Raw genomic sequence first — 25,711 nt, forward strand, 5'->3', positions numbered from 1 at the left:
TAGCGCCCTGCGTCAGTCGTCCGTGTCCGCGTCAGGCAACAGGGCAGGCGAGACAATACAGGCGAGCAGCCGCTTGAGCTCGTTGCGTTCCGTTGTGCTCAGGGCGGCAAGGACCTCGTCCTCCGCGGCCCACACGTGCGGCAGAGCTTGCGCGAGCAGTTCTTCGCCTCGGTCGGTCAGCGTGGCGGGGAGCACCCGCCCCGCAGCCGCGGTCGCCGGACGGGCGACGACGCCCATTTTTTCGAGTTCATGCAGCACGCTGTTCATCGCTTGCCGGGTCACGAAAGCCTCCCTGGCGAGTTCCGCATTGGACATTCCGGGATTGCGGTGCAGCATATGCATGCAGATGTACTGCGGCAAGGTCAGCCCGAGCGGACGCAGCTTTGCTCCGACATGGGCTCGTGTGGTCAGCATGGCCCGTTTCAGAAAGTAGCCGATGGGGCTGTCTACGGGCTGGGGCATCTCCTCATGATGATGCACGTCAAGCATTTTGACAACCTCCGCTGTCCGACCGGTTGGCGTGACAGGAGCGGTGCGGGGGCCTAGTCGGAGGACGGTTCGTCCGAGAAGGTGTCAGCGGGGGGAGCAGGGTCCGGCCCCGAGTCCGTTGAATCCGGAAGAGCCGTGGCGACGGTGCCGTCCGGCTGCGCGGACTCGGGGACGATCGGTTTCTTCGGCGCTTGGCCGGCGGGATCCTCCAGCCCTCCTGCCACGGAAGCCCCAGGCAGGATGCCACCGGCGGATTGGGCGGACGATGTCGCCTGCTGCGGCACGGAAGCCCTCGGGCCTGTCGTCGCTCCGTTCGGGCCGTAGCGCTGGGGCTCAATGCCCAGATGGCTGCCGGGCATGCCGAACCCCGAACCGGACGGGTCCGCGTTGGTCATGGCCGCGATCCCGGCGGAGTCCACCTGCCGACGAGGGCGGATCCATTCGAACGTGCCGCTGAAGGTGAAGTTGCCGGGGATCGCGGAGACGGTGCCTGGAGGTGAGTAGTAAGGATCGCTCACCGGTGATCCCGGGGTCGGCGCGTCGGCGAGCGCGGCAGGCGCGCCGAACAGCGCGATGGCGCAGATCGCCGATCCGGTCGCGATATGTCTGGGCTTCATATGCGGGTCTCCTCGCTCGCTGCAGGCTTAGATTTTGATGGGGTCGCCGTAAACGGCGTACGAGGAATGCGCCGCGTCTGTCGAGATCCGCAGGTACGCGTAGGACCGGATGGTCACATCCCCGCCGCAGGCGTCCGCTTTGATATGCAGGTTCGTCACGTCCAACATCGCCTTGCCTTTTTCGGACAGGGCCATGTTCGACATCGGCAGGTCGACGATCGCGCCCGGGGCGACAACGGTCTGGATGTAGCCGGTCAGGCCGCCGCCCATCGAGCCGCCGATCGAGGGCGAGGAGTCGATCGAGCCTGCGGCCCCGCCGGTGGCCGCGCCGCCGAATTGCAGGCCGCCGGACACGTCCGACTGGCAGCCGAGCTGGTAGCCCATGATGAACAGGCTGTCGGTGATCGCGGTGGAACCGGCGCTCACGCTCGCCGTCCCGGAGAGGGAGACGAAAGCCTCGCGGGAGTTCGCGGCCGCCGCGAGATTGGGAATGGAATTGACCACTTCGTTCGAGGTGTCGATGTGCACATGCCATCCATCGCGGGTCGTCTCGTCCATGTCCTTCGGGGCCATGTCCACTGGTTCGGCGGCAGCGCTGGCGATTGCCGTCACGCTGGACGCGAAGACGAGGCAGAGGGCTGAGACAAGCTGGGACCGCGATTTCGCCATGTATCCGCCTTTCGGGGGCTGATGGCTCCGATCGTTCATCTTTTTTTGACCGGAGCGTTATCTTCGAGCTATCCCCACAGTAGGGCACTTGATCGCAGATTTCGAGCCCTTTGGCCGCTTTCGTGTGCCGTTCGTGAAAACGATTCCTGAGATTTGTGAAAGAAAGGTTACTTTTCCCAGAAACGCTCGTGCGATCTGTCAAAAATCCTGTTGCGACCCCAGAAAACGACGGATCGTGGATCAGAACCTGGATGGTTTCCGATTCGGAGCGCCCGCCGCCCCGGACCGCGCGGGCTCCTGCCGACTGAAGTTTGCCCTCCGCCCCATCCCCGTCTGCATGACGATGTCGTCGTCCGTCGCCCTGGTCCAGATGCCCTGGCGCCCATGCATCCGGATGCGCGGGCGGTGAACACGGCGTCGGTCTCTGCGATCTGATCTGTGATCGCCCCTGTCGACCGGGCTGCGTGTTCACCGCCCTTGGCGCGAAGCCGTCAGTGACCAAGCGTGCTCACTTCGGTCGTGGAATGAGGCCTCGGCGGTTGGCTCGTGCCGATCTGGCCTGGCCCAGAGGCGTCCCTCTCGGGTGTCGCCGCGTTCTCATTCGGAGGCGGCGAGCGGGCCCTATCCTCGAGTTCCGCAGGCCCACGACATCTCATGCCCTTGTCGCGGCGCGCTCCGCGTGGGTGCTGACTCTTCGCGCAGGACACCCGCCCCTGGGGTCGGCTCCTTCTCTTCCGGAACCGGCTTTGCCTGACGGCGCCCTGCAGTCAGTTCTAATGCATGACCTAGATCACATCAAGTGCTCGCGAGCGCTTGTGATGTAAGCGTGATATACCTCACGGTCTCGGGTCGTGCCGAATCTTGCCCAAGGACACGCCGCCCGCTCGCAGCGCGTCCAGGCAGGCGTCGATCATCATCGGCGGGCCGCTGAGCAGGACGACTTCGGAGCGCTTGGCGAACTCGACCGCCGTTCGGGCGAGGGCCGCCCAAGGCGTTGGGTCGATCACGGGCAACACGTTGAACCATTCGTTGTCTCGCGCGAGGTCGCGCAAATTCGGCAAGTCGTAGCATTCGGCGCGCGAGCGCGCCCCGGCAAGCAGCGTCATCCGAGGATTCTCGCTGCGCAGAGCGAGAGCGAGGGCAATAGCGCGGCACGGGGCGAGCCCCGTGTCGCCAGCCACCATGAGCACCGACTGGTCGGCTGGGATTGCATCCAAACCCGCCGCGAGGCTGCCGTAGCTCTCGCCGAACAGCCAACGGTCGCCGGGCTGTGTGTTTTTCAGGACGGCGCCGCTCACCATGCCGCCGGGAACGGCCCTGATGTGGAATTCAAGCTCGCCCTCGTCGTTCGGCGGGAGCGCGGGGGAGTAGTACCGCCATTGGCCAGGGCGCTGCGGCACCTGGACTGCGAGATACTGGCTGACGGCGAAAGGCTGCGGGCGCATTGCCGCGCGGAGCCGGACGACAACCGTGGGGCCCGGATGGTCGATTCGTTCCACGACCTGCGCCTCCCAGGTCTGGGGCCCGTCGCGCCGGTTCGACTCCTGTTCCATCACCGCGCAGACCAGGGCGGCGGCCTGCGCGCAGAACTCGTTGTCGCGCGTGCTGCGCGCGGCGTCGGCGAGGGCTTTGGCGAGCGCGGTCTTGGCGGCGCGGTAATGCTCCTCGCCCAGCTGGTATTTGCGATGGTCGCGGCCGAGCTGGCCGAGCAGGTCGATGAGCGCCGGAGGGTCAGAGCCGTCGGCGAAACCTTGAAGGATGTGCTTGGTCATCGTGACGAACGCGGCGTGGTGCCCGCCGAGGCCCGAAGGGAATCGCTCGGCCAGCTCGGGCGCGCACCGGAACAGCTCGACATGGAATGACCGCACGAATACGACGGGGTCGGCGGCCACGGCTTCGAGCAATCGGGCCGCCGCGCCTTGGTCGGTTCCGCCTTCCGCTGCGCTGGGCACGGAACTATCTTAGACTTGAGTGGAATAGACTCAACTATTGTGGTGTTGCACAGAGCAACGTTGGACACAACAACGCGCGCCGACCCCAACGCGCGGCGATTGCACCGAGGAGGACAGACGACAGATGGATTTCCAACCGACCACGAAGGCGCAGGCGGCCCTCTCGTCCGCGATGCAGGCGGCCACCGCCGCAGGACGGCCCGAGGTGCGCCCGGAAGACGTGCTGCTGGCCCTGCTGGAACAAACGGACGGCATCGCGGCTCCGCTGCTGCGCGCGAGCGGAGCCGACCCCCGAACCGTGACCGAGCAGGCGCGGGCGGCGGTCGCCGCGTTGCCGACAGTGCACGGCGGCGCGTCGGCCCCTCGGCTGTCGCGCGAACTCGCCCAAGCCCTGGAAACCGCCGCGAAGCTCGCCGCTGAGCTGCGAGACGAATACGTCTCCACCGAGCATCTGATCGTGGGGCTCGCGACAGGGGACTCGGCTGCCGCGAAAATCCTCGCCGAACACGGAGCCGCGCCCGCCGCCCTGCGCGAGGCCTTCACCGAGGTGCGTGGCAACGCTCGGGTCACCACCCCCGACCCGGAGAGCTCGTACAAGGCTTTGGAGAAGTACTCCACCGATCTCACCGCGCTCGCGCGCTCGGGCAAGCTGGACCCCGTCATCGGCCGGGACACGGAGATCCGCCGGGTCGTCCAAGTCCTCTCGCGGCGGACGAAGAACAATCCGGTGCTCATCGGCGAGCCCGGAGTGGGCAAGACCGCCATTGTGGAAGGCCTCGCCCAGCGGATCGTCGCGGGCGACGTTCCCGAGAGCCTGCGCGGCAAAACACTCGTCTCCCTCGACCTCGGCTCGATGCTCGCCGGAGCGAAGTACCGGGGCGAGTTCGAAGAACGGCTCAAGGCAGTGCTTGAGGAGATCAAAGGCTCCGAAGGGCAGGTCATCACATTCGTGGACGAGCTGCACACCATCGTCGGCACGGGCGCGAGCGGCGAATCCGCGATGGACGCCGGCAACATGATCAAACCCTTGCTCGCCAGGGGCGAGCTGCGCTTGGTCGGCGCGACCACATTGGACGAGTACCGCCAATACATCGAGAAAGACGCCGCGCTCGAGCGCCGGTTCCAACAGGTCCTCGTCGGCGAGCCGTCCGTCGAAGACACCGTCGGCATCCTGCGCGGCCTCAAGGAGCGCTACGAGGTGCACCACGGCGTTCGCATCACCGACTCCGCGCTCGTCGCCGCCGCGACCCTCTCCGACCGATACATCACCTCGCGGTTCTTGCCGGACAAAGCGATCGACCTCGTGGACGAGGCCGCGTCGCGGCTGCGGATGGAGATCGACTCCCGCCCGGTCGAGGTGGACGAGGTCGAGCGTGTCGTGCGCAGGCTCGAAGTCGAAGAACTCGCTCTCGCGAAAGAGTCAGACGAAGCCTCTGTCGCCCGGTTGGACAAGCTGCGCGGCGAACTCGCCGACCAGCGCGAGCGCCTCGCGGAGCTCACGGCGCGCTGGCAGCACGAGAAGCACGCCATCGACGCCGTCCGCGATGTGAAAGAACAGCTCGAAGCCTTGCGCGGCGAGGCCGACCGCGCCGAACGCGACGGCGATCTCGGGCGCGCCGCGGAGCTGCGCTACGGGCGGATACCCGAGGCCGAGCGCGAACTCGCCCGCCTCACCGGGGCAAACGGCGCCGATGGCGCCAATGGGCAAGTGATGCTCAAAGAAGAGGTCGGCCCAGACGATATCGCAGAAGTGGTCTCTTCCTGGACGGGCGTGCCCGCGGGCCGGATGATGGAGGGGGAGAGCGCGAAGCTCTTGCGCATGGAGCAAGAGCTCGGAAAACGAGTGGTGAGCCAGAAGAAAGCGATCCGAGCGGTGTCCGACGCGGTGCGCCGCGCCCGCGCAGGGGTCGCGGACCTCAACCGCCCCACCGGCAGCTTCCTCTTCCTCGGCCCCACCGGGGTCGGCAAGACGGAGCTCGCGAAAGCCCTTGCGGAGTTCTTGTTCGACGACGAGCGGGCCATCATCCGCATCGACATGAGCGAGTACGCGGAAAAGCACTCCGTCGCCAGGCTCATGGGCGCGCCGCCCGGCTATGTCGGATACGACCAAGGCGGCCAGCTCACCGAGGCGGTGCGCAGGCGCCCCTACTCGGTTGTGCTTTTCGACGAGGTCGAAAAAGCGCATCCCGACGTGTTCGACGTGTTGTTGCAGGTGCTCGACGAGGGCAGGCTCACCGACGGACAAGGCCGCACGGTGGACTTTCGCAACACCATCCTGATCCTCACCTCCAACCTCGGCGCCGGCGGCACCGAGGAGGAGACGATGCTCGCGGTGCGAATGGCGTTCAAGCCGGAGTTCATCAACCGGCTCGACGACATTGTGATCTTCGAAGGGTTGAACCCGGAGGAGCTCGTCGGCATTGTCGACATCCAGCTCGGCCAGCTGCAAAAGCGGCTCGGCCAGCGCAGGTTGTCCCTCGATGTCACGGACGCGGCGAAGCATTGGCTCGCGAGCAGAGGCTTTGACCCCGTCTACGGCGCCCGGCCGTTGCGCAGGCTCATCCAGCACGCCATTGGCGACGAACTCGCCAAGCAGCTGCTTTCGGGAGCTGTGCGCGACGGCGACGAGGTGGCCGTGGGGGTCGGATCGGACCCGGACAAGCTGGTGATCGGGACGCCGTAGAAATGGTGCGGAGCCAGCTCCTCGCGGGCGGCGCGACATTTCCGAAGAAACCCAGATCGATCCCGCGCGGGTTGTGCGCACGCGTTCGCGCAGGAGGTTCTGCTACTGTCGCACAGCGTGACGGCATTGTGGTTCGGACTGGCTGTGGTGACGGCTTTCCTCGGTGTGGGTCTGATCTTTTTAGACAAGCGGCTTTCCTCCGGCGCCGTGCGAGGTGTGCCGGAATCAGAGCACGCCAACGTCCCGGCGCCCCAGCCCGCCGCGCGGGCCGAGCGAGAGCCTGAGCGTTTCGCGCACCCCCCTGCGGAGCCGACCCCCGCGCGCCCCGCGTCGGCTGTCTTTGCCGAGCCGGAGCCCGCTGTTCCGCCTCTGCCCGAGCAGCCTGCCGCCGCCGCGTTCTTGGCCCCGGCCCCCGTTCCAACTCCGCCTGCGTTCCAGGCCCCGCCCGAGCAGTCGGCCCCTGCCGCGTTCGAGCCACCCGCTCCGCCCCAGCTGCCCGCCGACGTGCCTGTTGCGCCGGGAAGCACGATCCACTACGAGTCTCACGTCCACAACTACAACGCGCCCGTCTACAACGGCCCGGTGTACAACGGCCCGGTCTACATCGAGAACGCCCACGCGGAGGACGCGGCACCGGAGGTCTCGGGCCGGCGCAAGGGCATCTTCGACCGGTTGGTCAAAGCAGAACGGCAAAAGCGCCACCAATGGGCGAACGAGCGCGGCTTCGAGCACCAGGCGAGCGACGCGGCGCTCGTGCACCGCTGGCGGCGCGGGGTGTTCGCGGCCCGCCAGGCCAAGGCGGCCCGTGCGATCGTCCGGGCCGAGACCGACATCGGGATACTCGAGTTCTTCGATGTGGACGACCTCGTCGCGATCGCCGCGCTGCACACCGAGCACCCTTCCTCGGTGCTGGTCGAGCTGCGCGCCGGTTGGGCTGGCCCCCCGGTCCTCTCGGACGTGGCGCGAGTCGGCGAACTCGGCGGCTACGAGTTCTACGCGAGCGACGTCGGCGCGGGGCAACGCTTTTTGTGGGACCCAAGGCTGGAAGGCTTCATCGCGCGTCTGCCGCAGTTCGTCCGCGTGTTGTGGAACGAGGGCCCATGGGTTTTGGCGGAGCTTCCCTTGGACATCCCCGACGCCGACCTGGACAGCGCCGCCGTCGTGGTGCGTGAGCTCGCGGACCTGCTCCGCGTGCTGCCGCCGGAGCTCGACCCCGACCCGGTCGACCGGCAAGGCTTCGACCCCGGGGCCCCGCAGGGCCAGTTGCCGCGACGGGCGGGCAAAGCATGACGCGCCCGGTCGCCCTCGTCACCGGACCCACAGCGGGAATCGGCGAGGCTTTCGCGAAACACCTCGCCGCCCGAGGCTACGACCTTGTGCTTGTCGCGCGCAACACCGCGCGCCTGGAAGCTTTGGCGCGCGAGCTCAAAGCCGCCCACGGAACGGCAAGCGAAGTGCTGGCCGCGGACCTCGCCCTCCCGGCGAGCCGCGCTTCTGTCGTGCGGCGGCTCGCACAAGGCGTGGACCTCCTCGTCAACAACGCTGGCTTGTCCAGCTCCCAGGAATTTTGGCAGGTTCCCGAGCAGGAGCTCGTCGACCAGATCAATGTCAACGTCGTCGCCGTGGCCGAGTTCGCCAGAGCAGCGCTCACCCCTATGGTCGCGGCGGGCAAGGGCGCGATCGTCAACGTGGCGAGCGTCGCCGGGTTCACCCCTGGCCGGGGCTCCACCTATTCGGCGGCGAAATCCTTCGTCATCACACTGACGGAGGGCCTGGCGGCCGGTCTGGCGGGCACAGGGGTCAAGGTCCAGGCGTGCTGCCCTGGATTTGTGCGCACCGAATTCCACCAGCGCGCGGGGATCGACATGAGCTCGACCCCGGACAAGGCTTGGCTCACCGCGGACGAGGTGGTGCGGCAAAGCCTGAAAGATTTGGACTCAGGCAAACTCATCAGCGTCGCGAGCCTTCGCTACAAGGCCGTGGTCGCGTTGGCGACCTTCCTGCCTCGGCCGTTGGTGCGCCGGGCTGCTTCGAGGGCGGGCCGTGGCAGGACCTGATCCGACTGCGCTCGCCGAACTTGCGGGACTGGTGCGCCGCCTTGCTGTCGTCCACGGCGAGGTCGTCCTGTCCTCCGGCGAGGTGGCGAACTACTACGTCGATTTGCGCCGGGTCACCCTGCACCACAGAGGGGCCGCGCTCGTCGGGCGACTGCTGCGCGAGCGGACGGAGGACTGGGACTTCGCCGCTGTCGGCGGGCTGACTTTGGGCGCGGACCCGGTGGCTGCGGCCATGCTGCACGCCCAGGGCCGCCCGCTGGACGCGTTCGTGGTCCGCAAAGAGCAAAAATCCCACGGCATGCGCCGCAGGGTGGAAGGCCCTGCGGTCGAGGGCAGACGTGTCCTCGTCGTGGAAGACACCACCACCACGGGCAATTCGCCGCTCACCGCGATTCGCGCGTTGCGCGAGGCCGGAGCCGACGTGGTCGGCGTCGCGACCGTGGTGGACCGGGCGACCGGCGCGGACAAGGCGATCCAACAAGAAGGCGTGCTGTACCGCTCGCTCCTCTCCCTCGCCGATCTCGGGCTGTGAGCGACGGCGGTCTCAGCCCAGAAGAACCCGGCCCCACCGAATGGCAGGCCGAACAAGTCGGCGTCGGACCTTGGCCGGGCAAGTGGCCAGAGGACCCGAAATACGATCCTGAACTGCTCGCGGACGGGGACCGGCGCAATGTGGTGGACGCCTATCGGTATTGGCGCCGGGACGCCGTTGTGGCGGATCTCGACCGCCGACGGCACCCTTTTCATGTCGTGATCGAAAACCTCGCCCACGACGCGAACATCGGCACCGTGGTGCGCACGGCGAACGCCTTCCTCGCGCAAGCGGTGCACATCGTCGGGCGGCGGCGGTGGAACCGGCGCGGCGCGATGGTCACCGACCGATACCAGCATGTGCATCACCACGCGACGCCAGAGGAGTTCGCGCGATACGCGCAGGCCCATCACCTTGCGGTGGTGGCTGTGGACAACACGCATGGGGCTGAGCCGGTTGAGACATTCGCCCTCCCGAGGCGATGCGCGTTGCTGTTCGGCCAGGAGGGCAGCGGCCTCTCGCCCGAGTTGCGCGCCATCGCCCAGAGCGCTGTGGCCATCGCGCAATTCGGCTCCACGCGCAGCATCAACGTCGGCGTCGCGGCAGGCGTCGTCATGCACACATGGATCGTTCAGCACGCCGACCTGGATCAGCGATGGTAGCGCGCTAGGAGTTCTTCAGCGTGCCCAAGTCGTAGACCTCCACATTCCCCAGGACGGCCGGGGCCGGGGTGTGGGCTTTGACCCATGCTCGGATCTTCGGGCCCACGGTGTTCTTGTCGAGGTCGCATTGCGCGGGATCGGCGGGGTGCTGCGCCTCGCACGCGGCCTCTTGCTGTGTTGTGTCTTTTCTGCTGTCCTCGCTGGGGATGCGGTTGAGGAAGTAACGCACCTTGCCGGCCTTGGCCATCTCGACGAACTCGTCAGGTTTGGGCGCTGGGTCCGTGCCGAGGAAACCGCCGATGGCCATGACCGCCGTGCCCGAGGCGAGTTCGAGGTTCGCGGCGCTCGAAGCGTGCTCGACGGCTGCCGACCACTGCGTCCCCGCGCCGTGCAACAATGCCACGAGGTCCGGCGTCGCGGTGACCATCCGGTCTTGGAATGCGCTTTTTTGACCGTCGCCGAGGTTCGGCCCTGCAGACGGGCTGCCGCCGGTTTTCGGGCTCGCGACGGTGGCCAGCGCATACGCGCCGCTGCCCGAGACGCCGGCGAGGAGGGCGAGGCCGGTTGCGGCTGCCCGCAACCGGCCTGAGCTGCGCGGGAGCAGCAGCAGCGCAACAGCGAGGACCGTTGCGCCGAGAATGCCCCAGCGCAGCGGGGGATGCCAGCTCGGGTTGCGGTTGAGGAGCGCGAAAGCGGTGGCTCCTGCGCTCAAGGCAAGTGCGGCCAACCCGGTTTTGCCGACTGGTCGGTCGTTTCTCCGCCACAGCTGCCCGAGCGTTGCGGCGATGGTCGCGGCGATCGGCGGAGCCAAGGCGACCACGTAGTAGGTGTGCATCCCGTGGTGCATGAATGAGAAGAGGAAGAACCCGATCAGCAGCCAGCCGCCCCAGAGGATGTGGGACGCGCGCGCAAGGTCGGTCCGGGGGGCGCCCCCGCGCAGCCACAGCCCGATGAGCAGGGCGATGAGGGCGGTCGGCAAGAGCCAGTCGATTTGCGCGGCGATGTCGCCGGTGAAAAGCCTCCCGGCCCCAGGGCGTTGGCTCATCATCTCGCCCATGGGGTGCGCATGGGCCCCGTTCGAGGTGTTCGGGCTCCAATGCGGCTTCGCGCCGCCGAGCACCCGTTGCAGTCCGTTGTAGCCGAGGACGAGGTCCATCTCGGTGTCGTCGCCGGACCCGCCGACGTACGGCCGCGCCGACGAGGGAGTCAGGGTGACAGCGAGGACCCACCAGCCAGCAGACACCACGAGCGCCCCCGCGGCGATCAGCAGCCGGACGAACCGCGCTTTGGCCGAACCATGCCCGGCGACCAGGTACGCGAGCCCGAACGCGGGCAGGACGATGAGCCCTTCGAGCATCTTGGCGAGAAAGGCGAAGCCGAGCGAGGTCCCGCAGGCCGCGAGCCACCAGGCGGCGGCTTTGCCGCTCTCCTCGGCGAGCGCGCGGACAAGGCAGTATCCGCCCAGTGCCATCAGGAACACCATGAGGGCGTCGGGGTTGTTGTAGCGGAAGATCACCGCTGCGGCCGGGGTGAGCGCGAAAACCGTCCCGGCCACCATCCCCGGCCCGTGCCCCGCCACACGACGCACCGCGAAGTACAGCACGGCCGCAGTCGCAACCGCGAGCAACGCCTGAGGGACGAGCATGCTCGCGCTGGAAAAGCCGAACACCCGGCACGAGAGGCCCATGAGCCACAGCGAGGCAGGCGGTTTGTCGACCGTGATGAAGTTTTCCGAGTCGAGGCTGCCGAAGAACCAGGAAAGCCAATCCCGCGAACCTGCTTGCACCGCGGCGGCGTAGAAAGGGTTCGCCCAACCGTTGGCCGATATGTTCCAGCAATAGAGCACCGCGACGGCGATCAGCAGCAGGGCAAAGGCGAGGCGTTCGGCGGCCGTGAGCTTGGCCGCATGGTCGGGCGCGGTGTGCATACGTGCAACCTGTCAGGACAACCCAAGACGAAGCTGAGAAAAAGCCGAAAACATTTGCGGACGCGGCGCGAGCCCAGGTGGGAACGCTAGTCCCCCTTGACGACTTCTTCGATCGAATGCAGCGCTTCTTCGGGGGTTTCCTCGGGTTCCGCCGCGCCGGAGCCGGACGTGCGGGCGCGCAACGCCCCGATGGCGACCGGCGCGAGGGTCACCACAATGACGGCGACGATGAGCAGGTCGATGTGCTCTTGGGCGAAGGGGATCGTGCCGAGCAACGAGCCGAGCCAGGTGAGCCCGACCCCCCACAGGACCGCTCCGACCAAGGCGAAGGGGAAGAAAAGCCGGTACTGCATCCCGCCCGCCCCCGCGGCGGGCGGGATGAACGTGCGCACTGTCGGCGCGAAATGCCCGATGAGCAAGGTTTTCTTGCCGTGCTTTTCGAAAAAGTGGCTCGTGGCCGCGAGATACTTCGGTTTGAAGAGCAACGAATCGGGTTTGTTGAACAGGGCAGGCCCGGTGCGGCGCCCGATCCAGTACGAGACGTTGTCGCCGATGACAGCGGTCGTCGTCGCCACCAGCATCACCGTCCAGAGCGCCGGGAAACGGCCCTGCTCGGACTGTGAGGTGGCGAGCAGGCCTGCCGTGAACAGCAGCGAGTCGCCTGGGAGAAACGGGAAGAACAGGCCTGTCTCGATGAAGACGATCACAGCGATGAGCGGCAGCACCGCCGCGGCGAATTGCGATTCGGTGAGCAGCCACTTCGGCTCGAAGAACTTGGGGAGGGCGAGTTGAGCCGTGTGCGGCTGCGCGACGGTCTGCAGGTGCGGCAGCGCGTCGGCGAGAGTCTGAGCGATCACGCCCGCGAGGGTAGCTGATTTTTCTGAACAACGTGCGCCCGCGAGCGGCGAGTCCGGCGCGGCAGGTAGCCTGTTCGGGTCAGAACCCACGCTCGACACGACGAGAGGACCGCGCTCCATGCCCATCGCCAGCCCTGAGGCCTACGCTGAGATGCTTCGCAAGGCGAAAGAGGGCGGCTACGCCTTCCCCGCCATCAACTGCACGTCCTCTGAGACGATCAACGCTGCGATCAAAGGCTTCGCGGACGCGGGCAGCGACGGCATCATCCAGTTCTCCACCGGCGGCGCGGAGTTCGGCTCCGGCCTCGGGGTGAAAGACATGGTCGTCGGCGCGGTCGCGCTCGCCGAATTCGCCCATGTGGTCGCTGCCAAGTACCCGGTCACCGTGGCGCTGCACACAGACCATTGCCCCAAGGACAAGCTGGACGCCTACGTGCGCCCCCTGTTGGCCATTTCACAAGAGCGGGTGAACGCGGGCAAAAACCCGCTGTTCCAGTCGCACATGTGGGACGGCTCCGCCGTGCCGATCGACGAGAACCTGGCCATCGCGCAGGAGCTGCTCGCCGCCGCGACGAAGGCCAAGATCATCCTTGAGGTCGAGATCGGGGTCGTCGGCGGCGAGGAGGACGGCGTCGAGGCGGAGATCAACGACAAGCTGTACACGAGCCCCGAGGACTTCGAGAAGACCATCGACGCGCTCGGCGCGGGGGAGAAGGGCAGCTATCTGCTGGCCGCGACGTTCGGCAACGTGCACGGCGTCTACAAGCCCGGCAACGTCAAACTCCGCCCGGAAGTGCTCGCCGAGGGGCAGCGGGTCGCCTCGGCGAAGCTCGGCCTGCCGGAAGGCTCCAAACCGTTCGACTTCGTGTTCCACGGCGGCTCTGGCTCGTTGAAGTCGGAGATCGACGACTCGCTCAAGTACGGCGTGGTCAAGATGAACGTCGACACCGACACGCAATACGCCTTCACCCGGCCTGTCGCGGCGCACATGTTCGCCAACTACGACGGCGTGCTCAAGATCGACGGCGAGGTCGGGAACAAAAAGTTCTACGACCCCCGCAGCTATCTCAAGAAAGCGGAAGCCTCCATGGTCGAACGGGTCGTCGAGGCGGTCAAAGACCTCGGAGCCTCAGGCAAGTCGATCAGCGCCTAGCGCTGGTCGACGACGGGGCTGGGGCCTGCGGTTCGCAGATCTGCCATTTCCCGTTCGCTTTGCGCAGCGTGAACACCATCTGCTGGGATTGCGGCGCTGATTGCGGGCGGGCGGTGACTTTGGCCTGCGCGCTCGGCTCGGCGAGCAGCACCGCGTCCACGCTCTCCAGGACGAGCACGTCTCCTGTCGACGCCTCGTTCTCGTGCACGGCTTTGTATTGCCCGGGGTCGGCTTTGTCGAAGAAACCATTGTGGTAGCCGGGGCATGTCAGCTCTCGCAGCGCGTCCAGATCGCCGTCTCGCAGAGCGGCGAAGTACGACGTGACGACGAGGCGGACATCGCCGTCTTCGGTGCGGACCGCTGCGGCGTGGCGTTGCTTGGACTGCGAGCGCAGCACGCCGCCGCCGGCCACAAAGACGAGCACAACGGCGAGCGCGGCGCTGAGCCGCCACAATCTTCTGTTGTTCTGCGGTTTCATCCCGCCCCCTGGCCAGTGTCGGTCATGGATGACAGAATAAGCGATATGACACATGGACGTGACCTTCTCGGCCCGGCTCCGACTCTGCTCCCTGCCAACGACGACGCGCAAGCCCTGCTCGCGCAAGGCGGCAGCCCGGACGAGGTGGCGGCGCAGCATCCGGAGTTCTCACTCGCTTGGGCGATGCTCGCCGAGGACGCTCTGGCGCACGACGCCCCGGTGACCGCGTACGCATACGCCCGCACCGGCTACCATCGGGGCCTTGACCAGCTGCGGCGCAACGGATGGCGCGGCTTCGGCCCGGTCCCCTGGGATCATGAGCCGAACCAGGGTTTTCTGCGAGCGGTGGGGGCTCTTGCGAAAGCCGCGAACACCATTGGCGAGGCGCCGGAGCACCAGCGCTGTGTGGAGCTGCTGTTGGACAGCGACCCCCAGTCCGTCGACGAGTTGGGCCTGGGCTGACTAGTCCGATTCGTCCGAGGAGTCGTCGGCAGGCGCGTCGTCGGCGGACTTGTTCTGATTCGCCTTCAGGATCTCGCAGTTCTGCCGTATGGCCTTTTGCGCCGTGGCAAGAGTCCCTTCATCGACCAGCGGCTTGCCCTGTGGCGCGGGGTGCGGCGGCGCTTCGTCGCCGTCTTGGCGCTCGCCGTTGATCTGCGGGCGCAGAGTGTTCGCGAGGTCGACGCCCGAGCCAACCGCAGTGGGCAGGTCGCCAGTGGGCACGGCCTGCATGATGGCGGTGATGTCCGCGCCGGACTGACCGCTCGTCAGCCCGCCGTTCTGTTGGACCCGGTTCATGATCGCCTGGATCTGTTGCGCTTTGGCGAGGCCCTGCGCCAGGTGGTTCGCCCTCTCGCCGCTGTCCTCCTCGTCCTGCGAAACATCTCCGAAGCTCGGGGCGACGGCGTCGCAGATCGCCCCTGCGGGCACTTGCGGGTCGGCGTGCGCCGCCAAAGGGGCCAGAGCGGGGCCCGCGCACGCCGCCAGGGCGGCCAGGAACCGGACACGGGCGAACAGACGCGGGGAGCGCGACAAAGGGGCCATAGAGGAATGGTACGGGCAGTCGGGCGCCGCGTCGACTTTTCTACGCGCCGCCCCCATGCTTCGTGTCTGGGGTGAGGTCAGAGCCGCCGGTCTCGTCCTCCCCTCGGTCGGAGCACGCGAAGTAGTTGTCGAGACCGGTTGCGAGCTTTTCGACCACGCCAGCCGCCTGGGGGTCGTCCACTCGGCGCAGACGCCGAGGAAGCCGACCAGGCGGATCTGCCCGGTCGTGGGGTCTTTCTCGAAAACACGGCCCATGGCCTTGCTGCAAGCGTCTTCCTGGTCCGCGCCTTTTTGTTTTCGCTGCCCGCGGCCGCGGGCAGCGCTGCGGGAGGAAGAAGAAACATTCATGACCGTGGTCCTTTCGTCTGCGCGACGCATCCCGCGCTCCTTGCCCGGCGCGAAGCCCCCCGGGCGAACAGTGAAGCGGCGGATGCCGCCAAGGCGGGCAAGGGGCGCGCTCGCGAGTTCTGGCAATGAACAGACACTTCACCAGCCCGTCCCATGGCGAGTCGGCGCGGCGGTCACGGGATCAAAAGCCAGTCCTCTGTGTGCCGGAAAAAGGTGATCCGGGTTCGAACCCGAGGGGCCGGGACGCCGTCGCGGACCACCCGCAAAGCCTCAGCGCCGGTCTGAGCTGCCCTGCCCGCCACCCATGCGGGGGGGAAGAGGCCCGCGAGCCCGGCGCGGCGCGCGCATGCGGCCACACCGGGCTCGCGGGCCGTGGCGCGCACGACGACCGACGCGATCGCGCCCAACCGCAGACGAGTGTCGTCCACGATGCTCTCGCCGACGAGCGGGCCGCCGTCCGGGCCGGTGATGACAGCCTCGCCGACAAGGGCCACACCGTCGTCGTCGCGCACCAGCGGCCGGGGGCGCGCTGCCTCTGCCAATGCCCGTGCCGGGTCCAAGGAGAGCGAATACGCCTTTGCGCAGGCCGTCCTCGCCAAAGGCAAATAGGCGATCGGCACACGCAGCTGCTCCCGGCGCATGAGACGGGTCAGCACCGCTGCCAAATCCCCATCGGCCGCAGGGCCTTCTGCGGGGAGCACGAGAAGCCGCTCCGCGGTCCTCGCCGCCTTGAGCGCCACATCCAGCGCCTTTCGGTCGGCGAACGAGGCAAGGCGGTGGACATGCGCAAGGGCCGCCAGAGCTTCGGGCAGATGGCGGCCTTTGTGTGCGATCACGACCACGGACATCGTGGCAACAGTAGCGGTGCAGGCCGCGACCGGTACACTGTGGCCTCGGCGCCGGAGGCTGTGGCGCCGAGAGATGAGGAGTGTTTCATGCCGGCGATTGTGTTGATCGGGGCGCAATGGGGCGACGAAGGCAAAGGCAAAGCCACCGACCTGTTGGGCGGACGGATCGACTGGGTGGTGCGCTACCAAGGGGGCAGCAACGCCGGGCACACCGTCATTCTGCCGAACGGCGAGAAGTTCGCGCTGCGCCTGCTGCCCTCGGGGATACTGAACCCCGGCGTGCGCAATGTGATCGGCAACGGCGTCGTGGTGGAGCCCGGCGTGCTCCTCGCCGAGCTCGCCGGCCTCGAAGAGCGCGGCATCGACACTTCCCAACTGATGGTCTCCGCCGACGCGCACCTGGTCATGCCGTACCACGTCGCCATCGACAAAGTCACCGAGCGCTACCTGGGCGCCCGCAAGATCGGCACCACCGGCAAGGGCATCGGCCCCGCCTACCAGGACAAGGTCGCCCGCATCGGGGTGCGGGTCGCCGATGTGCTCGACGAAAAGCTCCTGCACGAGAAGGTCGAGGCCGCCTTGGCCTTCAAAAACCAAGTGCTCACCAAGATCTACAACCGCAAGGGGCTCGACCCCAAGCAGGTCGTGGACGAGCTTTTGGCGCAGGCCGAACAGTTCGGGCCCAGGATCGCCAACACGAAGCTTCTGCTCAACGAGGCGCTCGAACGTGACGAGTGGCTGCTCCTCGAAGGCTCGCAAGGCACGTTGCTCGACGTGGACCACGGCACCTACCCGTTCGTCACCTCGTCCAATCCCACGGCGGGGTACGCGGCCACCGGCGCGGGCATCGGCCCGACAAAGATCCGCGCCGTGTTCGGCATCCTCAAGGCCTACACCACGCGGGTCGGCTCGGGCCCCTTCCCGACGGAGCTGCACGACGACATGGGCGAGTTCCTGCGCAAGACCGGCGGAGAGCAGGGCGTGGTGACCGGCCGGGACCGTCGGTGCGGCTGGTTCGACGCCCCGATCGCCCGCTACGCGACCAGAGTCAACGGGATCACCGATTTCTTCCTGACCAAGCTCGACGTGCTCACCGGCTTGGAGAAAGTCCCCGTCGCGGTCGGCTACACCATCAACGGCAAGCGCACGGACGAGCTGCCCGCCACGCAGAGCGAATTCTCCTCGGCCGAGCCGGTGTACGAGGAGTTGCCAGGATGGTGGGAGGACATCTCCGAGGTGCGCGAGTTCGACGACCTCCCGGCCAACGCGCGGGCTTACGTGCAGCGCCTCGAGGAGCTTTCCGGAGCGCAGATCTCCTGCGTCGGCGTCGGCCCACGCCAGGACCAGACCATCGTCCGCCACGACGTCCTGCGCTGAGCGGGCCCGAAGCCGCCTGATCGGCGCCGACGAGGCAGTTGGCGCGGCAGCGGCCCGCGTGCGGCATGATGAAGCGGTGCTTCGTTGCCTGACGCAGACCGCTGTGCTGTCGCTGGCGCTCTTCGCGGCGCCCGGCTGCGCCCCGGAGGACGACGGCCCGGCGCGGCCAGCGGACTGCGGCAACACCGCCGCGCTCCCGCTGCGCGCACCGGGCAAACTCACCGTCGCCACCGACGAGCCCGCGTACGCGCCTTGGTTCCATGGCGACGACCCGTCGAACGGCCAAGGCTTCGAGTCGGCGTTGACCTACGCGGTGGCGGGGGAGATGGGGTTCGCGAAGGAACAGGTCGACTGGGTGCGCGTTCCGTTCACCAACGCCTACGCCCCGGGCGAGAAACCCTTCGACTTCGATGTGAACGAGGTGTCGATCACCCCGGAAAGAAGGCAGGTGGTTGATTTTTCCACGGGCTACTACCAGGTCAGGCAAGTCGTTCTTGGACCGTCGGGCGTCGAGCAAGCCACATTGGCGCAGCTCGCGCAGCGCAGCATCGGCGTGGTCGTCGGCACCACGAGCTCGCAGGCAATCGACGAGTCGGTCACACCGCGACAACCAGTGGCCTACTTCGACACGAACGACCTCGCCGCGCAAGCGTTGCTGGCAGGCCAGGTCGACGCCCTCGTCGTCGACCTGCCCACGGGGTTGCAAATCCAGTCGGCGAACCCTGCGGCGCAGTTGACGATCTTCGGGAAATTGCCAGTAGTTCCGCGCGAGGAGTTCGGCCTCGTCCTCGGCAAGAACAGTCCGCTCACCTCCTGCGTGGACGAGGCGCTGGGCAGTTTGCAGCAACACGGCTCGCTGGCCGGGCTCGAGCGCCGCTGGCTCGGGGACAGCGCGCGGATTCCGGAGCTCGCATGACCCGCCAGCCTTCAGCCGCGCAACAAGAGCGTGATCGAATCCGCCGCCGGACGGCGTTGCGCTCATGGGCGCTCGCGGTCGTCAGCACCGCCGCTGTCGCGACAGCGGCGGTGCTGACAATAGGCTCCGCCCCTGGTTGGCCTCGGGTGCGCGAAACCTTCTTCAGTCTGCCGAAAGCGCAGGCCGCACTGCCCAAAGTGCTCGAAGGGCTCTGGCTCAATATCCGCGTCACCCTCGTGTGCGCGGCGCTCATCGCGCTCCTCGGACTCGGGCTCGCGCTGGTTCGGACGATGCGCGGCCCGGTGTTCTTCCCGCTGCGGATTCTCGCCATCGTCTATGTAGACCTCTTCCGAGGGCTGCCCGTGCTCTTAGTGATCTTCCTGCTGGGATTCGGCGCGCCTGCGCTGCGGCTGAAAGGACTGCCCAAAGAGGCGGTTTTCTGGGGCGCGGCGGCGTTGGTGCTCACCTACTCGGCCTACGTGGCAGAAGTGTTGCGGGCCGGGATCGAATCCGTTCCCCGGACCCAACGCCTCGCCGCCCGCGCCCTCGGCCTGCGCGCTGGCGCGACAATGCGGTTCGTGGTCTTGCCGCAGGCGGTGCGCGCGGTTTCTCCTGCTTTGCTCAACGACCTGGTGAGCCTGCAGAAAGACTCTGGGCTCATTGCCGTTCTCGGCGTGGTGGACGCGATCCGCGCGGCGCAGATCCAAACCGCGACCGACTTCAACTTCACCCCGTACGTCGTCGCAGGGGCGCTGTTCGTGACCCTCACCATCCCCCTCGCGAGGTTGACCGACTGGCACGCCGAACGCGCCCTGAGCCAGGGGGCGGGACGATGACACCGGTCCTGCGGGCCAGCGGGGTCCGAAAACAGTATGCGAAGGCTGGGCGCCCTGTGCTCGACGGCCTCGACCTCGATCTCGCCGAGGGCGAGTGCGTCGCGCTGATCGGCGGCTCCGGCTCCGGCAAGTCGACATTGCTGCGCTGCCTCGCGCTCTTGGAGAGGGTGGACGACGGAACAATCCTGTTCGAAGGCCAAGACGTGTGCGATCCGAGAGCCGACGCCGCCGCAGTCCGCGCCCGGATGGGCGTGGTGTTCCAGGCCTACAACCTGTTCCCGCATTGCAGCGTGCTCGACAATTTGACGCTCGCGCCGATCCGGGTGCAGAAAAAGTCCAAAAGCAACGCGCGGGAGCAGGCGCTCGCGATGCTGGCGCGGGTCGGCCTCGCCGACAAAGCCCGCGCGAAGCCCGGTGAGCTCTCGGGCGGGCAACAACAGCGCGTCGCGATTGCCCGGGCCCTCGTGACAAACCCCCGGCTGCTGCTGCTCGACGAGGTCACCGCCGCGCTCGACCCGGAGCTCACGGGAGAGGTGCTCGATCTGTTGCGCCAGATCCGGGCTGACGGGACCACCATGCTCCTCGCAACCCACGAGCTGGGCTTCGCCCGTGAAGCCGCTGACCAGGTCTGCTTCTTGGCTGAGGGCAAAGTCCTCGAACGGGGGAGCCCGTCGGAGCTGTTCGACAACCCGAAGAGCGACCGGCTCAGGTCCTTCCTGAACAGGTCGCGCCGCCCGTGATCGCTGCGGGGCGCGCCTGGCTCGGGCCGGATCTGAGCAAGCGGGCTCGTGCGGGGCGAATTCGGCCGCGGCCGGCCGGAGCGCAAGCACGACCGCGCAGGAGTGTTCGAAGTCCCTTGATTCCAATCGAGAGGATCCGCGCAAGCAGGCGTTTTACCTGAAATAGCTGATCAGGGGCTGACGCTCGCACAGATGCCGGGGCGTGGAATCGCTATACAGGAAACGTGCCAGCCCAGCCGCGTTCCGTCTTCGTCGTCGCGTTCATGCTGCTCGCCTCGGCGTTCCCGCTCGCGGGATGCGCGATCCCGACGGCGGCAGTGCGGGACGGTTCGGGCAACGCGGTCATCCGCTATCAAGGCTGGCCCGGAACGGTCCTGTGGCAGGAGCTCGCCGAGGATCTCGGCTATTTCAACAAAGTCAAGCTCACATGGGTGGGCTCGACCACCTCTGGCCCGCAGGACGTGCAGTCCGTCGCCACTGACCAAGTCGATGTCGGGCAGGCCTTCGACGGCGCAGTCGTCAAGCTGGTCGCGGCCAAGGCGAAAGTCGAAAGCGTCATCACCTACTACGGGGCTGACGAGGTTTCGCCGAATATCGGGTACGCCGTCCTCGCGGACAGCCCGATCCACAGCGCGCAGGACTTCCTCGGCAAAACGATCGCCCTCAACACGATGGGCGCGCACGCCGAGATGGTGCTCCGCGAATACCTCTCCCGCCAGGGCGTCACCGAGCAGCAGGCCAGCAGAGTCACCGAGATCGTGATGCCGCCGGTCAACATGGAGAAGGCTCTGCGCAACCACCAGGCGGACGTGGTGGCCATCGACAGGGGCTGGCTGCTGGCGGCGCAACAACGCGGCGGGATCCGCGCCGTTTTCACCGATCAGTCCCTCTTCGGCCCGTTCGGCTTCGGCACCCAGGTGTTCCGCAAGGGCTACATCCAGGCGAACCCGGACGTGCTCAAGGACTACGTGCAGGGCGTGTCCCGAGCGCTCGTGTGGGCGCAGTCCCGCTCCGCCGAGGAGGTCCGGGCCAAGTTCCTCGACATCATGCGCCGCCGACACCGCGCGGAGTCCACCGAGGCGGTCAAGTACTACCTGTCCTCCACGGTCCCCGCCAAGGGCGGCGTGATCCGGGCGCAAGAGTTCCAGGTGTGGATCGACCGGCTGGTCGCGAACGGCACACTCGCCCCGGGGCAGGTGCAGGCAGAAGACATGTTCACCAATCAGTTCAACCCCTACACGGCTGAGGCCGGGCAAGGAGCGAAAGTATGACGAAACTCGTGCTCGACAAGGTGGCCAAACGGCACGACGGCTTCTTGGCCCTCGACGAGCTCTCCTTCGAAGTGGCCGCGGGCGAGTTCTTCGTGCTTGTCGGTCCGTCCGGTTGCGGCAAGTCGACGCTCTTAGACCTTCTGTCCGGCCTTCTTGCGCCCACTTCGGGAGCCCTGTCGCTCAACGGCGAGGCGATCACCGGGCCCGGTCTCGACCGAGGGGTCACCTTCCAGCAGTACGCCCTCCTGCCGTGGCGAACCGCCAGAGGCAATGTGGAGCTCGGGTTGGAGGCGAAAAAGCTGCCGCGCAGACAGCGTCGCGATCTCGCGTTGCAAGCCCTGCGGACGGTCGGCCTCGCCGACTCCGCGGACCGCTACCCCGGACAGCTCTCCGGGGGGATGCGCCAGCGCGTCGCGATCGCCCGAAGCCTCGCGCTCGACCCAGAAGTGCTCCTCATGGACGAGCCGTTCGGCGCGCTCGACGCGCAGACCAGGGAGGGGCTGCAGGACCAACTCCTCACGATCCAGCGGACCAGCGGCAAAACCATCGTCTTCATCACCCACGACATCGAGGAGGCCGTGTATTTGGGCAACCGTGTCGCCGTCCTCACGCCGAGGCCGGGGCGGATCAAACAGATCTTCGACATCCGGCTGCCGCAGCGCGACCGGGAAGCCTCGGGCGGCGGGGAGGCGGTGCGCTCCTCCGCCGAATTCGTCCGCCACAGGCACGAAATCTGGTTGGCGCTGCGCGAAGGCCAGGAGCCTTCCCAAGAGCGCGAGGCCCGAGTTGCCTGACTCAGCCGTCCTCGACCCGACTGAGAGGGCGGCGCCCGTCTCGCTCCTGCCCGCGGCCGCCGCAGAGGCAGCAGGCACTGCGGGGCCGCGAAGACGAGCCCGGGTCTCCCGCGCCGCCCTGGCCAAGGCATTCCGCCAATCGGCCGGTGTGGCCGCGCTCTTTGCGATGTGGGAGCTCGCCCCTCGGATCGGGCTCGTGGACTCGGTTTTCCTCCCGCCGCTCTCCGAGGTTCTCAAGGCGGGTGGGGCGCTCCTCGGCAACGGCCAGCTTGTGGAGCATCTGCAGGCGAGTCTGCTCCGGGCTGGCGCCGGATTCGTGCTCGCGGTGCTCGCCGGTGTGCCCCTCGGCCTCGCCATCGCGTGGTTCCCCCGGGTCGCGGACTCGGCGAACCCGGTGCTGGAACTCTTCCGCAACACCGCGCCGCTGGCTCTGCTTCCGGTGTTCGTCCTTGTCCTTGGCATCGGCGAGACCTCAAAGATCACGCTGCTCTTCTATTCGGGGATCTTCCCGGTCGTGCTCAACACCATCGCCGGAGCCCGTTCGGCAGATCCGCTCCTCGTCAAGGCGGCCCGATCGCTCGGCTTTGGGCATATGCAGACCTTCGTCAAGGTCGTGCTGCCCGGAGCCGTCCCCGCCGTCTTCACCGGTGTCCGCCAAGCGGCGGCTTCCTGTGTTTTGGTGCTGGTCGCCGCCGAGATGATCGGAGCCCGAGCCGGTCTGGGCTATCTCATCACAGCGGCCCAGTCGAGTTTCGCCATCCCCGACATGTATGTCGGCATTCTGACGATCGCCCTCGTCGGCCTCACGCTGAACGCTGTTCTTGTTGCCCTCGAACGACGCGCCTCCCGATGGCGCGAGCAAGGCTGAGCAAGCCCTCGCCTGTCTCAACCGCATTCGCAGAAGGAGATCTCGCCCTATGACCGCCACCATCACGAGCCGAAAGCCAGCGGAGCAGTGGACCATCCGCAAGCTCACCGCGGACATCGGAGCCGAGGTCTCCGGCGTCGTCCTCAGCGGGGACCTCGGACCGGAGACTGTCGCCGTGCTCCGCCAAACCGTTCTCGACCACAAAGTCGTCGTCTTCCGAGGCCAACACAGCCTGGACGACGAGGGCCAGCGAGCCTTCGCCCGGCTCTTGGGCCCGCTCACCCTCGGACATCCGACGCTGGCCTCGCGCGTGGACGGCGCGGTGCTGGAGGTCAACTCCGAGCACGGCCGCTCGGACAGCTGGCACACCGACGTGACCTTCGTCGACCGCCCGCCCGCGTTCTCCGTGCTGCGCCCGGTCGCGCTCCCCGAGTACGGCGGCACCACGGCCTGGGCGAACACCACGGCTGCCTACAACCGCCTTCCCGAGCCGTTGCGCCTGTTGGCCGAGTCGCTGCGCGCCGTGCACACCAACCGTTACGACTACGCCCGAACCCATGAGCGCGACGCGGCCGAGGGCCACGACGACGGCAAGGGCCGCGTCCAATACGAGGAGTTCCGCTCCACCCAGTACGAGACCGAGCACCCCGTGGTGCGCGCGCATCCTGAAACAGGGGAGCGCACACTCCTGCTCGGCCAGTTCGTCAGTCACATCCTCGACCTCAAGCCCGCTGAGTCCGACGCGGTCTACCGAATCTTCCAGGACCGGATCACCAAGCTGGAGAACACCCTGCGTTGGCATTGGAGCCTTGGCGACGTGGCGGTCTGGGACAATCGCGCCACCCAGCATTACGGGGTGTCCGACTACGACAGCCAGTTCCGCAAGCTGCACCGGGTGACGGTCGCGGGCGATGTGCCCATGGGAGCGGACGGACGGCCCAGCCGCGCGCTGATCGGCGACGCCGCCGCGTACCAAGCTTTCGCGGGGTAGCCGGCTTCTGCGGTTTGGACCAGTCCGTCTCGGGCAGGCGCCTCATCACGCCCAGACGCTCGCGGCGGTCTCCGCCTTTCCTTTCGCCTCTGAGACAGCGCCACGACACAGCTGGGAGGCGATCTGCGCCCATTCCGGGGCAAGCTGGGCTGTGTCGGTGCGAGACGCAGGAACTGCGGCAGATCAGGCCGCCCGGGCTTAACGCTTCTCGCGCGAAGCGTGCAGCATCTCGTGGCGCTCGACGACCTTGACCCGCTCGCGTCCGTGCGGTTCGCCGAGACTGCGCTCGTGCGCGTCGAGACGGTGCCAACCGTCCCAGGACGTGGTCTCGTGGCCCTTGTCGGCGAAGTGCTGGTCGACAGCTTCCAGGTCCGGGCGCTCAGGGGTCCAGAGCTTGCCCTCGGCGAAGTCCTCGAGCAGGCAGGCCACCGTCTCGCTCGCGTCGCCCTTGGTGTGGCCGATGAGGCCGATCGGGCCGCGCTTGACCCATCCGGTGGTGAAGACTCCCTGGATGTGCTGCTTGTTCTCGTCCAGGACCCGTCCCGCCTCGTTGGTGATGACTCCGGCCTCCTCGTCGAAAGGCAGGCCCGGCAAGGGGTCGGAGTAGTACCCGACGGCGCGGTAGACGGCCTGCACTGGCCAATCCTTGAACTGGCCGGTGCCTTTGACGTTGCCGTCCCCGGTGAGCGCGGTCCGCTCGGTGCGCAGGCCGACGACTTTGCCGTTTTCGCCGAGGATTTCGACGGGGGCCTCGAAGAAGTGCAAGAAGAGTTTGTGCGGGCGGTCGCCAGGGTCGCGGATCGCCCAGTCTTGGATGATGGTCGCCACCATGTCGGTGATCTTCGACTCCCGGCGGGCCTTCTCGGAACCCTCGTCGTACTCGATGTCTTCGGGGTCCACGATGACTTCGATGGTCGTGCAGTGGTCGAGTTCGCGCAGTTCCAGCGGGGTGAACTTCGCCTGAGCCGGTCCGCGTCGGCCAAAAACGTGCACCTCGACCGCCTGGTTCTGCTGCAGGCCCTCGTACACGTTCGGCGGGATCTCGGTCGGCAGCAGGTCCTCGGCCGTCTTGGCGAGGACACGGGCCACGTCCAGCGCGACGTTCCCCACGCCGAGCACCGCGACTTTCTGCGCGGTCAGCGGCCACGTCCTCGGGAAGTCGGGGTTCCCGTCGTACCAGCCGACGAAATCTGCGGCGCCGTAGCTGCCGTCGAGACCGACGCCAGGAATGTCAAGGCCCCGGTCTTTGACCGCGCCCGTGGAGAAAATAACCGCGTGGTAATGCTTGGCGAGGAAGTCGATGTCGATGTCCTTGCCGAACTCGACATGGCCGATCAGCCGGATCTGCGGCTTGTCGAGAACCTGGTGCAGGCTCTTGACGATGCCTTTGATCCTGGGGTGGTCCGGCGCGACACCGTAGCGGATGAGGCCGAAAGGGGCGGGCATCTTCTCGTAGAGGTCGATGGAGACCGCGACGCCCGACTTCATGAGCGCGTCGGAGGCGTAAATGCCGGCGGGGCCGGCTCCGACAACAGCGACACGCAACAAGGGCTCAGCTTCGGTCATCTCACACTTTCATTCGGTCCTAGGAGCAACAAGGCC

General features: G+C 67.3%; 26 protein-coding genes. 15 read left to right on the forward strand and 11 right to left on the reverse strand.

From position 1 onward, the window contains the following. Positions 1 to 12: 12 nt before the first annotated feature. The 4 genes from SROT_RS08035 to SROT_RS08050 form a co-directional block, all read right to left on the reverse strand. Positions 13 to 489, reverse strand: a complete 477-nt coding sequence (locus SROT_RS08035; protein ID WP_013138519.1) for a MarR family winged helix-turn-helix transcriptional regulator — start codon at positions 487 to 489, stop codon at positions 13 to 15. Between the two features lie 53 nt (positions 490 to 542). Then, positions 543 to 1,106 carry a hypothetical protein gene (locus SROT_RS08040; RefSeq protein WP_013138520.1) on the reverse strand — a complete coding sequence of 188 codons (564 nt, stop codon included), beginning with the start codon at positions 1,104 to 1,106 and terminating at the stop codon, positions 543 to 545. A gap of 27 nt (positions 1,107 to 1,133) precedes the next feature. After that, positions 1,134 to 1,775: an MspA family porin gene (locus SROT_RS08045; protein WP_013138521.1), complete on the reverse strand. Its 642-nt coding sequence runs from the start codon at positions 1,773 to 1,775 to the stop codon at positions 1,134 to 1,136. A gap of 836 nt (positions 1,776 to 2,611) precedes the next feature. Continuing rightward, the gene (locus tag SROT_RS08050; RefSeq protein WP_013138522.1) at positions 2,612 to 3,727 is read right to left on the reverse strand and encodes an FAD-binding oxidoreductase; all 1,116 of its coding nucleotides are present in this window, start codon (positions 3,725 to 3,727) and stop codon (positions 2,612 to 2,614) included. 124 nt (positions 3,728 to 3,851) lie between these two features. On the opposite strand from SROT_RS08050, the gene clpB reads away from it, so the two are divergent. The 5 genes from clpB to SROT_RS08075 all read left to right on the forward strand — a co-directional run bounded on the left by clpB (position 3,852) and on the right by SROT_RS08075 (position 9,661). After that, the gene (gene clpB, locus SROT_RS08055; RefSeq protein ID WP_013138523.1) at positions 3,852 to 6,410 is read left to right on the forward strand and encodes an ATP-dependent chaperone ClpB; all 2,559 of its coding nucleotides are present in this window, start codon (positions 3,852 to 3,854) and stop codon (positions 6,408 to 6,410) included. Positions 6,411 to 6,527: 117 nt separating this feature from the next. Continuing rightward, entirely contained in the window at positions 6,528 to 7,700 is a 1,173-nt protein-coding gene (locus tag SROT_RS08060; RefSeq protein WP_148223389.1) for a type III secretion system chaperone family protein, read from the forward strand. Then, positions 7,697 to 8,467 (forward strand): SDR family NAD(P)-dependent oxidoreductase, encoded by a 771-nt coding sequence (locus SROT_RS08065; protein WP_013138525.1) that lies wholly within the window; start codon positions 7,697 to 7,699, stop codon positions 8,465 to 8,467. The genes SROT_RS08060 and SROT_RS08065 overlap by 4 nt, the downstream gene beginning before the upstream one ends. Further along, the gene (gene pyrE / locus SROT_RS08070; protein WP_013138526.1) at positions 8,454 to 8,999 is read left to right on the forward strand and encodes an orotate phosphoribosyltransferase; all 546 of its coding nucleotides are present in this window, start codon (positions 8,454 to 8,456) and stop codon (positions 8,997 to 8,999) included. Before SROT_RS08065 ends, pyrE begins: the two co-directional genes overlap by 14 nt. Then, positions 8,996 to 9,661 carry a TrmH family RNA methyltransferase gene (locus tag SROT_RS08075; RefSeq protein ID WP_013138527.1) on the forward strand — a complete coding sequence of 222 codons (666 nt, stop codon included), beginning with the start codon at positions 8,996 to 8,998 and terminating at the stop codon, positions 9,659 to 9,661. Before pyrE ends, SROT_RS08075 begins: the two co-directional genes overlap by 4 nt. Before the next feature lie 4 nt (positions 9,662 to 9,665). On the opposite strand, the gene SROT_RS08080 is transcribed toward SROT_RS08075, so the two are convergent. Both SROT_RS08080 and SROT_RS08085 read right to left on the reverse strand, forming a co-directional pair. Next, on the reverse strand, positions 9,666 to 11,588 hold the full coding sequence (locus SROT_RS08080; RefSeq protein ID WP_013138528.1) for an ArnT family glycosyltransferase: 1,923 nt from the start codon (positions 11,586 to 11,588) through the stop codon (positions 9,666 to 9,668). An 86-nt stretch (positions 11,589 to 11,674) separates the two neighbouring features. After that, positions 11,675 to 12,445 (reverse strand): DedA family protein, encoded by a 771-nt coding sequence (locus SROT_RS08085; protein ID WP_013138529.1) that lies wholly within the window; start codon positions 12,443 to 12,445, stop codon positions 11,675 to 11,677. A 118-nt stretch (positions 12,446 to 12,563) separates the two neighbouring features. On the opposite strand from SROT_RS08085, the gene fbaA reads away from it, so the two are divergent. After that, positions 12,564 to 13,598: a class II fructose-bisphosphate aldolase gene (gene fbaA / locus SROT_RS08090; protein ID WP_013138530.1), complete on the forward strand. Its 1,035-nt coding sequence runs from the start codon at positions 12,564 to 12,566 to the stop codon at positions 13,596 to 13,598. Here the strand turns inward: fbaA and SROT_RS08095 are convergent. Further along, the gene (locus SROT_RS08095; RefSeq protein WP_148223390.1) at positions 13,588 to 14,076 is read right to left on the reverse strand and encodes an Rv0361 family membrane protein; all 489 of its coding nucleotides are present in this window, start codon (positions 14,074 to 14,076) and stop codon (positions 13,588 to 13,590) included. The two genes, fbaA and SROT_RS08095, sit on opposite strands and share 11 nt — an antisense overlap. 45 nt (positions 14,077 to 14,121) lie before the next feature. On the opposite strand from SROT_RS08095, the gene SROT_RS08100 reads away from it, so the two are divergent. Next, complete coding sequence (locus SROT_RS08100) at positions 14,122 to 14,538, forward strand: DUF3151 domain-containing protein (protein WP_041407093.1); 417 nt, start codon at positions 14,122 to 14,124, stop codon at positions 14,536 to 14,538. Here the strand turns inward: SROT_RS08100 and SROT_RS08105 are convergent, their stop codons facing one another. The 3 genes from SROT_RS08105 to SROT_RS08110 form a co-directional block, all read right to left on the reverse strand. Then, positions 14,539 to 15,120, reverse strand: a complete 582-nt coding sequence (locus tag SROT_RS08105; protein WP_148223391.1) for a hypothetical protein — start codon at positions 15,118 to 15,120, stop codon at positions 14,539 to 14,541. 40 nt (positions 15,121 to 15,160) lie between these two features. Further along, a complete protein-coding gene (locus tag SROT_RS16745; protein ID WP_187288018.1) occupies positions 15,161 to 15,301 on the reverse strand; it encodes a hypothetical protein in 141 nt (46 codons plus the stop codon). Positions 15,302 to 15,641: 340 nt separating this feature from the next. Continuing rightward, positions 15,642 to 16,316 (reverse strand): hypothetical protein, encoded by a 675-nt coding sequence (locus SROT_RS08110; RefSeq protein ID WP_013138533.1) that lies wholly within the window; start codon positions 16,314 to 16,316, stop codon positions 15,642 to 15,644. An 87-nt stretch (positions 16,317 to 16,403) separates the two neighbouring features. Between SROT_RS08110 and SROT_RS08115 the strand changes: the two genes are divergently transcribed. From SROT_RS08115 to SROT_RS08150, 8 genes are all read left to right on the forward strand, one after another. Beyond that, positions 16,404 to 17,693 carry an adenylosuccinate synthase gene (locus SROT_RS08115; protein WP_013138534.1) on the forward strand — a complete coding sequence of 430 codons (1,290 nt, stop codon included), beginning with the start codon at positions 16,404 to 16,406 and terminating at the stop codon, positions 17,691 to 17,693. Positions 17,694 to 17,769: 76 nt separating this feature from the next. Then, positions 17,770 to 18,609 carry a substrate-binding periplasmic protein gene (locus tag SROT_RS08120; protein ID WP_041407097.1) on the forward strand — a complete coding sequence of 280 codons (840 nt, stop codon included), beginning with the start codon at positions 17,770 to 17,772 and terminating at the stop codon, positions 18,607 to 18,609. Beyond that, positions 18,606 to 19,445, forward strand: a complete 840-nt coding sequence (locus SROT_RS08125; RefSeq protein ID WP_013138536.1) for an amino acid ABC transporter permease — start codon at positions 18,606 to 18,608, stop codon at positions 19,443 to 19,445. The genes SROT_RS08120 and SROT_RS08125 overlap by 4 nt, the downstream gene beginning before the upstream one ends. After that, positions 19,442 to 20,185 (forward strand): amino acid ABC transporter ATP-binding protein, encoded by a 744-nt coding sequence (locus tag SROT_RS08130; protein WP_013138537.1) that lies wholly within the window; start codon positions 19,442 to 19,444, stop codon positions 20,183 to 20,185. Before SROT_RS08125 ends, SROT_RS08130 begins: the two co-directional genes overlap by 4 nt. A 224-nt stretch (positions 20,186 to 20,409) precedes the next feature. Continuing rightward, positions 20,410 to 21,456, forward strand: a complete 1,047-nt coding sequence (locus SROT_RS08135; protein ID WP_013138538.1) for an ABC transporter substrate-binding protein — start codon at positions 20,410 to 20,412, stop codon at positions 21,454 to 21,456. Continuing rightward, positions 21,453 to 22,250: an ABC transporter ATP-binding protein gene (locus tag SROT_RS08140; protein ID WP_013138539.1), complete on the forward strand. Its 798-nt coding sequence runs from the start codon at positions 21,453 to 21,455 to the stop codon at positions 22,248 to 22,250. The genes SROT_RS08135 and SROT_RS08140 overlap by 4 nt, the downstream gene beginning before the upstream one ends. After that, the gene (locus tag SROT_RS08145; protein ID WP_013138540.1) at positions 22,243 to 23,118 is read left to right on the forward strand and encodes an ABC transporter permease; all 876 of its coding nucleotides are present in this window, start codon (positions 22,243 to 22,245) and stop codon (positions 23,116 to 23,118) included. The genes SROT_RS08140 and SROT_RS08145 overlap by 8 nt, the downstream gene beginning before the upstream one ends. Before the next feature lie 49 nt (positions 23,119 to 23,167). After that, on the forward strand, positions 23,168 to 24,109 hold the full coding sequence (locus tag SROT_RS08150; RefSeq protein ID WP_013138541.1) for a TauD/TfdA dioxygenase family protein: 942 nt from the start codon (positions 23,168 to 23,170) through the stop codon (positions 24,107 to 24,109). Between the two features lie 198 nt (positions 24,110 to 24,307). On the opposite strand, the gene SROT_RS08155 is transcribed toward SROT_RS08150, so the two are convergent. After that, a complete protein-coding gene (locus SROT_RS08155) occupies positions 24,308 to 25,675 on the reverse strand; it encodes an FAD-dependent oxidoreductase (RefSeq protein WP_013138542.1) in 1,368 nt (455 codons plus the stop codon). Positions 25,676 to 25,711 lie beyond the last annotated feature (36 nt).

Source organism: Segniliparus rotundus DSM 44985 (assembly GCF_000092825.1).
Taxonomy (GTDB): domain Bacteria; phylum Actinomycetota; class Actinomycetes; order Mycobacteriales; family Mycobacteriaceae; genus Segniliparus; species Segniliparus rotundus.

Bases quoted from the DNA above. Each gene is read 5' to 3' on its own strand.
- SROT_RS08035 (WP_013138519.1), bottom strand. From the start codon at position 489: ATGCTTGACGTGCATCATCATGAGGAGATGCCCCAGCCCGTAGACAGC.
- SROT_RS08040 (WP_013138520.1), bottom strand. From the start codon at position 1,106: ATGAAGCCCAGACATATCGCGACCGGATCGGCGATCTGCGCCATCGCG.
- SROT_RS08045 (WP_013138521.1), bottom strand. From the start codon at position 1,775: ATGGCGAAATCGCGGTCCCAGCTTGTCTCAGCCCTCTGCCTCGTCTTC.
- clpB (WP_013138523.1), top strand. From the start codon at position 3,852: ATGGATTTCCAACCGACCACGAAGGCGCAGGCGGCCCTCTCGTCCGCG.
- SROT_RS08065 (WP_013138525.1), top strand. From the start codon at position 7,697: ATGACGCGCCCGGTCGCCCTCGTCACCGGACCCACAGCGGGAATCGGC.
- SROT_RS08080 (WP_013138528.1), bottom strand. From the start codon at position 11,588: ATGCACACCGCGCCCGACCATGCGGCCAAGCTCACGGCCGCCGAACGC.
- fbaA (WP_013138530.1), top strand. From the start codon at position 12,564: ATGCCCATCGCCAGCCCTGAGGCCTACGCTGAGATGCTTCGCAAGGCG.
- SROT_RS08095 (WP_148223390.1), bottom strand. From the start codon at position 14,076: ATGAAACCGCAGAACAACAGAAGATTGTGGCGGCTCAGCGCCGCGCTC.
- SROT_RS08100 (WP_041407093.1), top strand. From the start codon at position 14,122: ATGACACATGGACGTGACCTTCTCGGCCCGGCTCCGACTCTGCTCCCT.
- SROT_RS08105 (WP_148223391.1), bottom strand. From the start codon at position 15,120: ATGGCCCCTTTGTCGCGCTCCCCGCGTCTGTTCGCCCGTGTCCGGTTC.
- SROT_RS08110 (WP_013138533.1), bottom strand. From the start codon at position 16,316: ATGTCCGTGGTCGTGATCGCACACAAAGGCCGCCATCTGCCCGAAGCT.
- SROT_RS08115 (WP_013138534.1), top strand. From the start codon at position 16,404: ATGCCGGCGATTGTGTTGATCGGGGCGCAATGGGGCGACGAAGGCAAA.
- SROT_RS08125 (WP_013138536.1), top strand. From the start codon at position 18,606: ATGACCCGCCAGCCTTCAGCCGCGCAACAAGAGCGTGATCGAATCCGC.
- SROT_RS08130 (WP_013138537.1), top strand. From the start codon at position 19,442: ATGACACCGGTCCTGCGGGCCAGCGGGGTCCGAAAACAGTATGCGAAG.
- SROT_RS08140 (WP_013138539.1), top strand. From the start codon at position 21,453: ATGACGAAACTCGTGCTCGACAAGGTGGCCAAACGGCACGACGGCTTC.
- SROT_RS08150 (WP_013138541.1), top strand. From the start codon at position 23,168: ATGACCGCCACCATCACGAGCCGAAAGCCAGCGGAGCAGTGGACCATC.
- SROT_RS08155 (WP_013138542.1), bottom strand. From the start codon at position 25,675: ATGACCGAAGCTGAGCCCTTGTTGCGTGTCGCTGTTGTCGGAGCCGGC.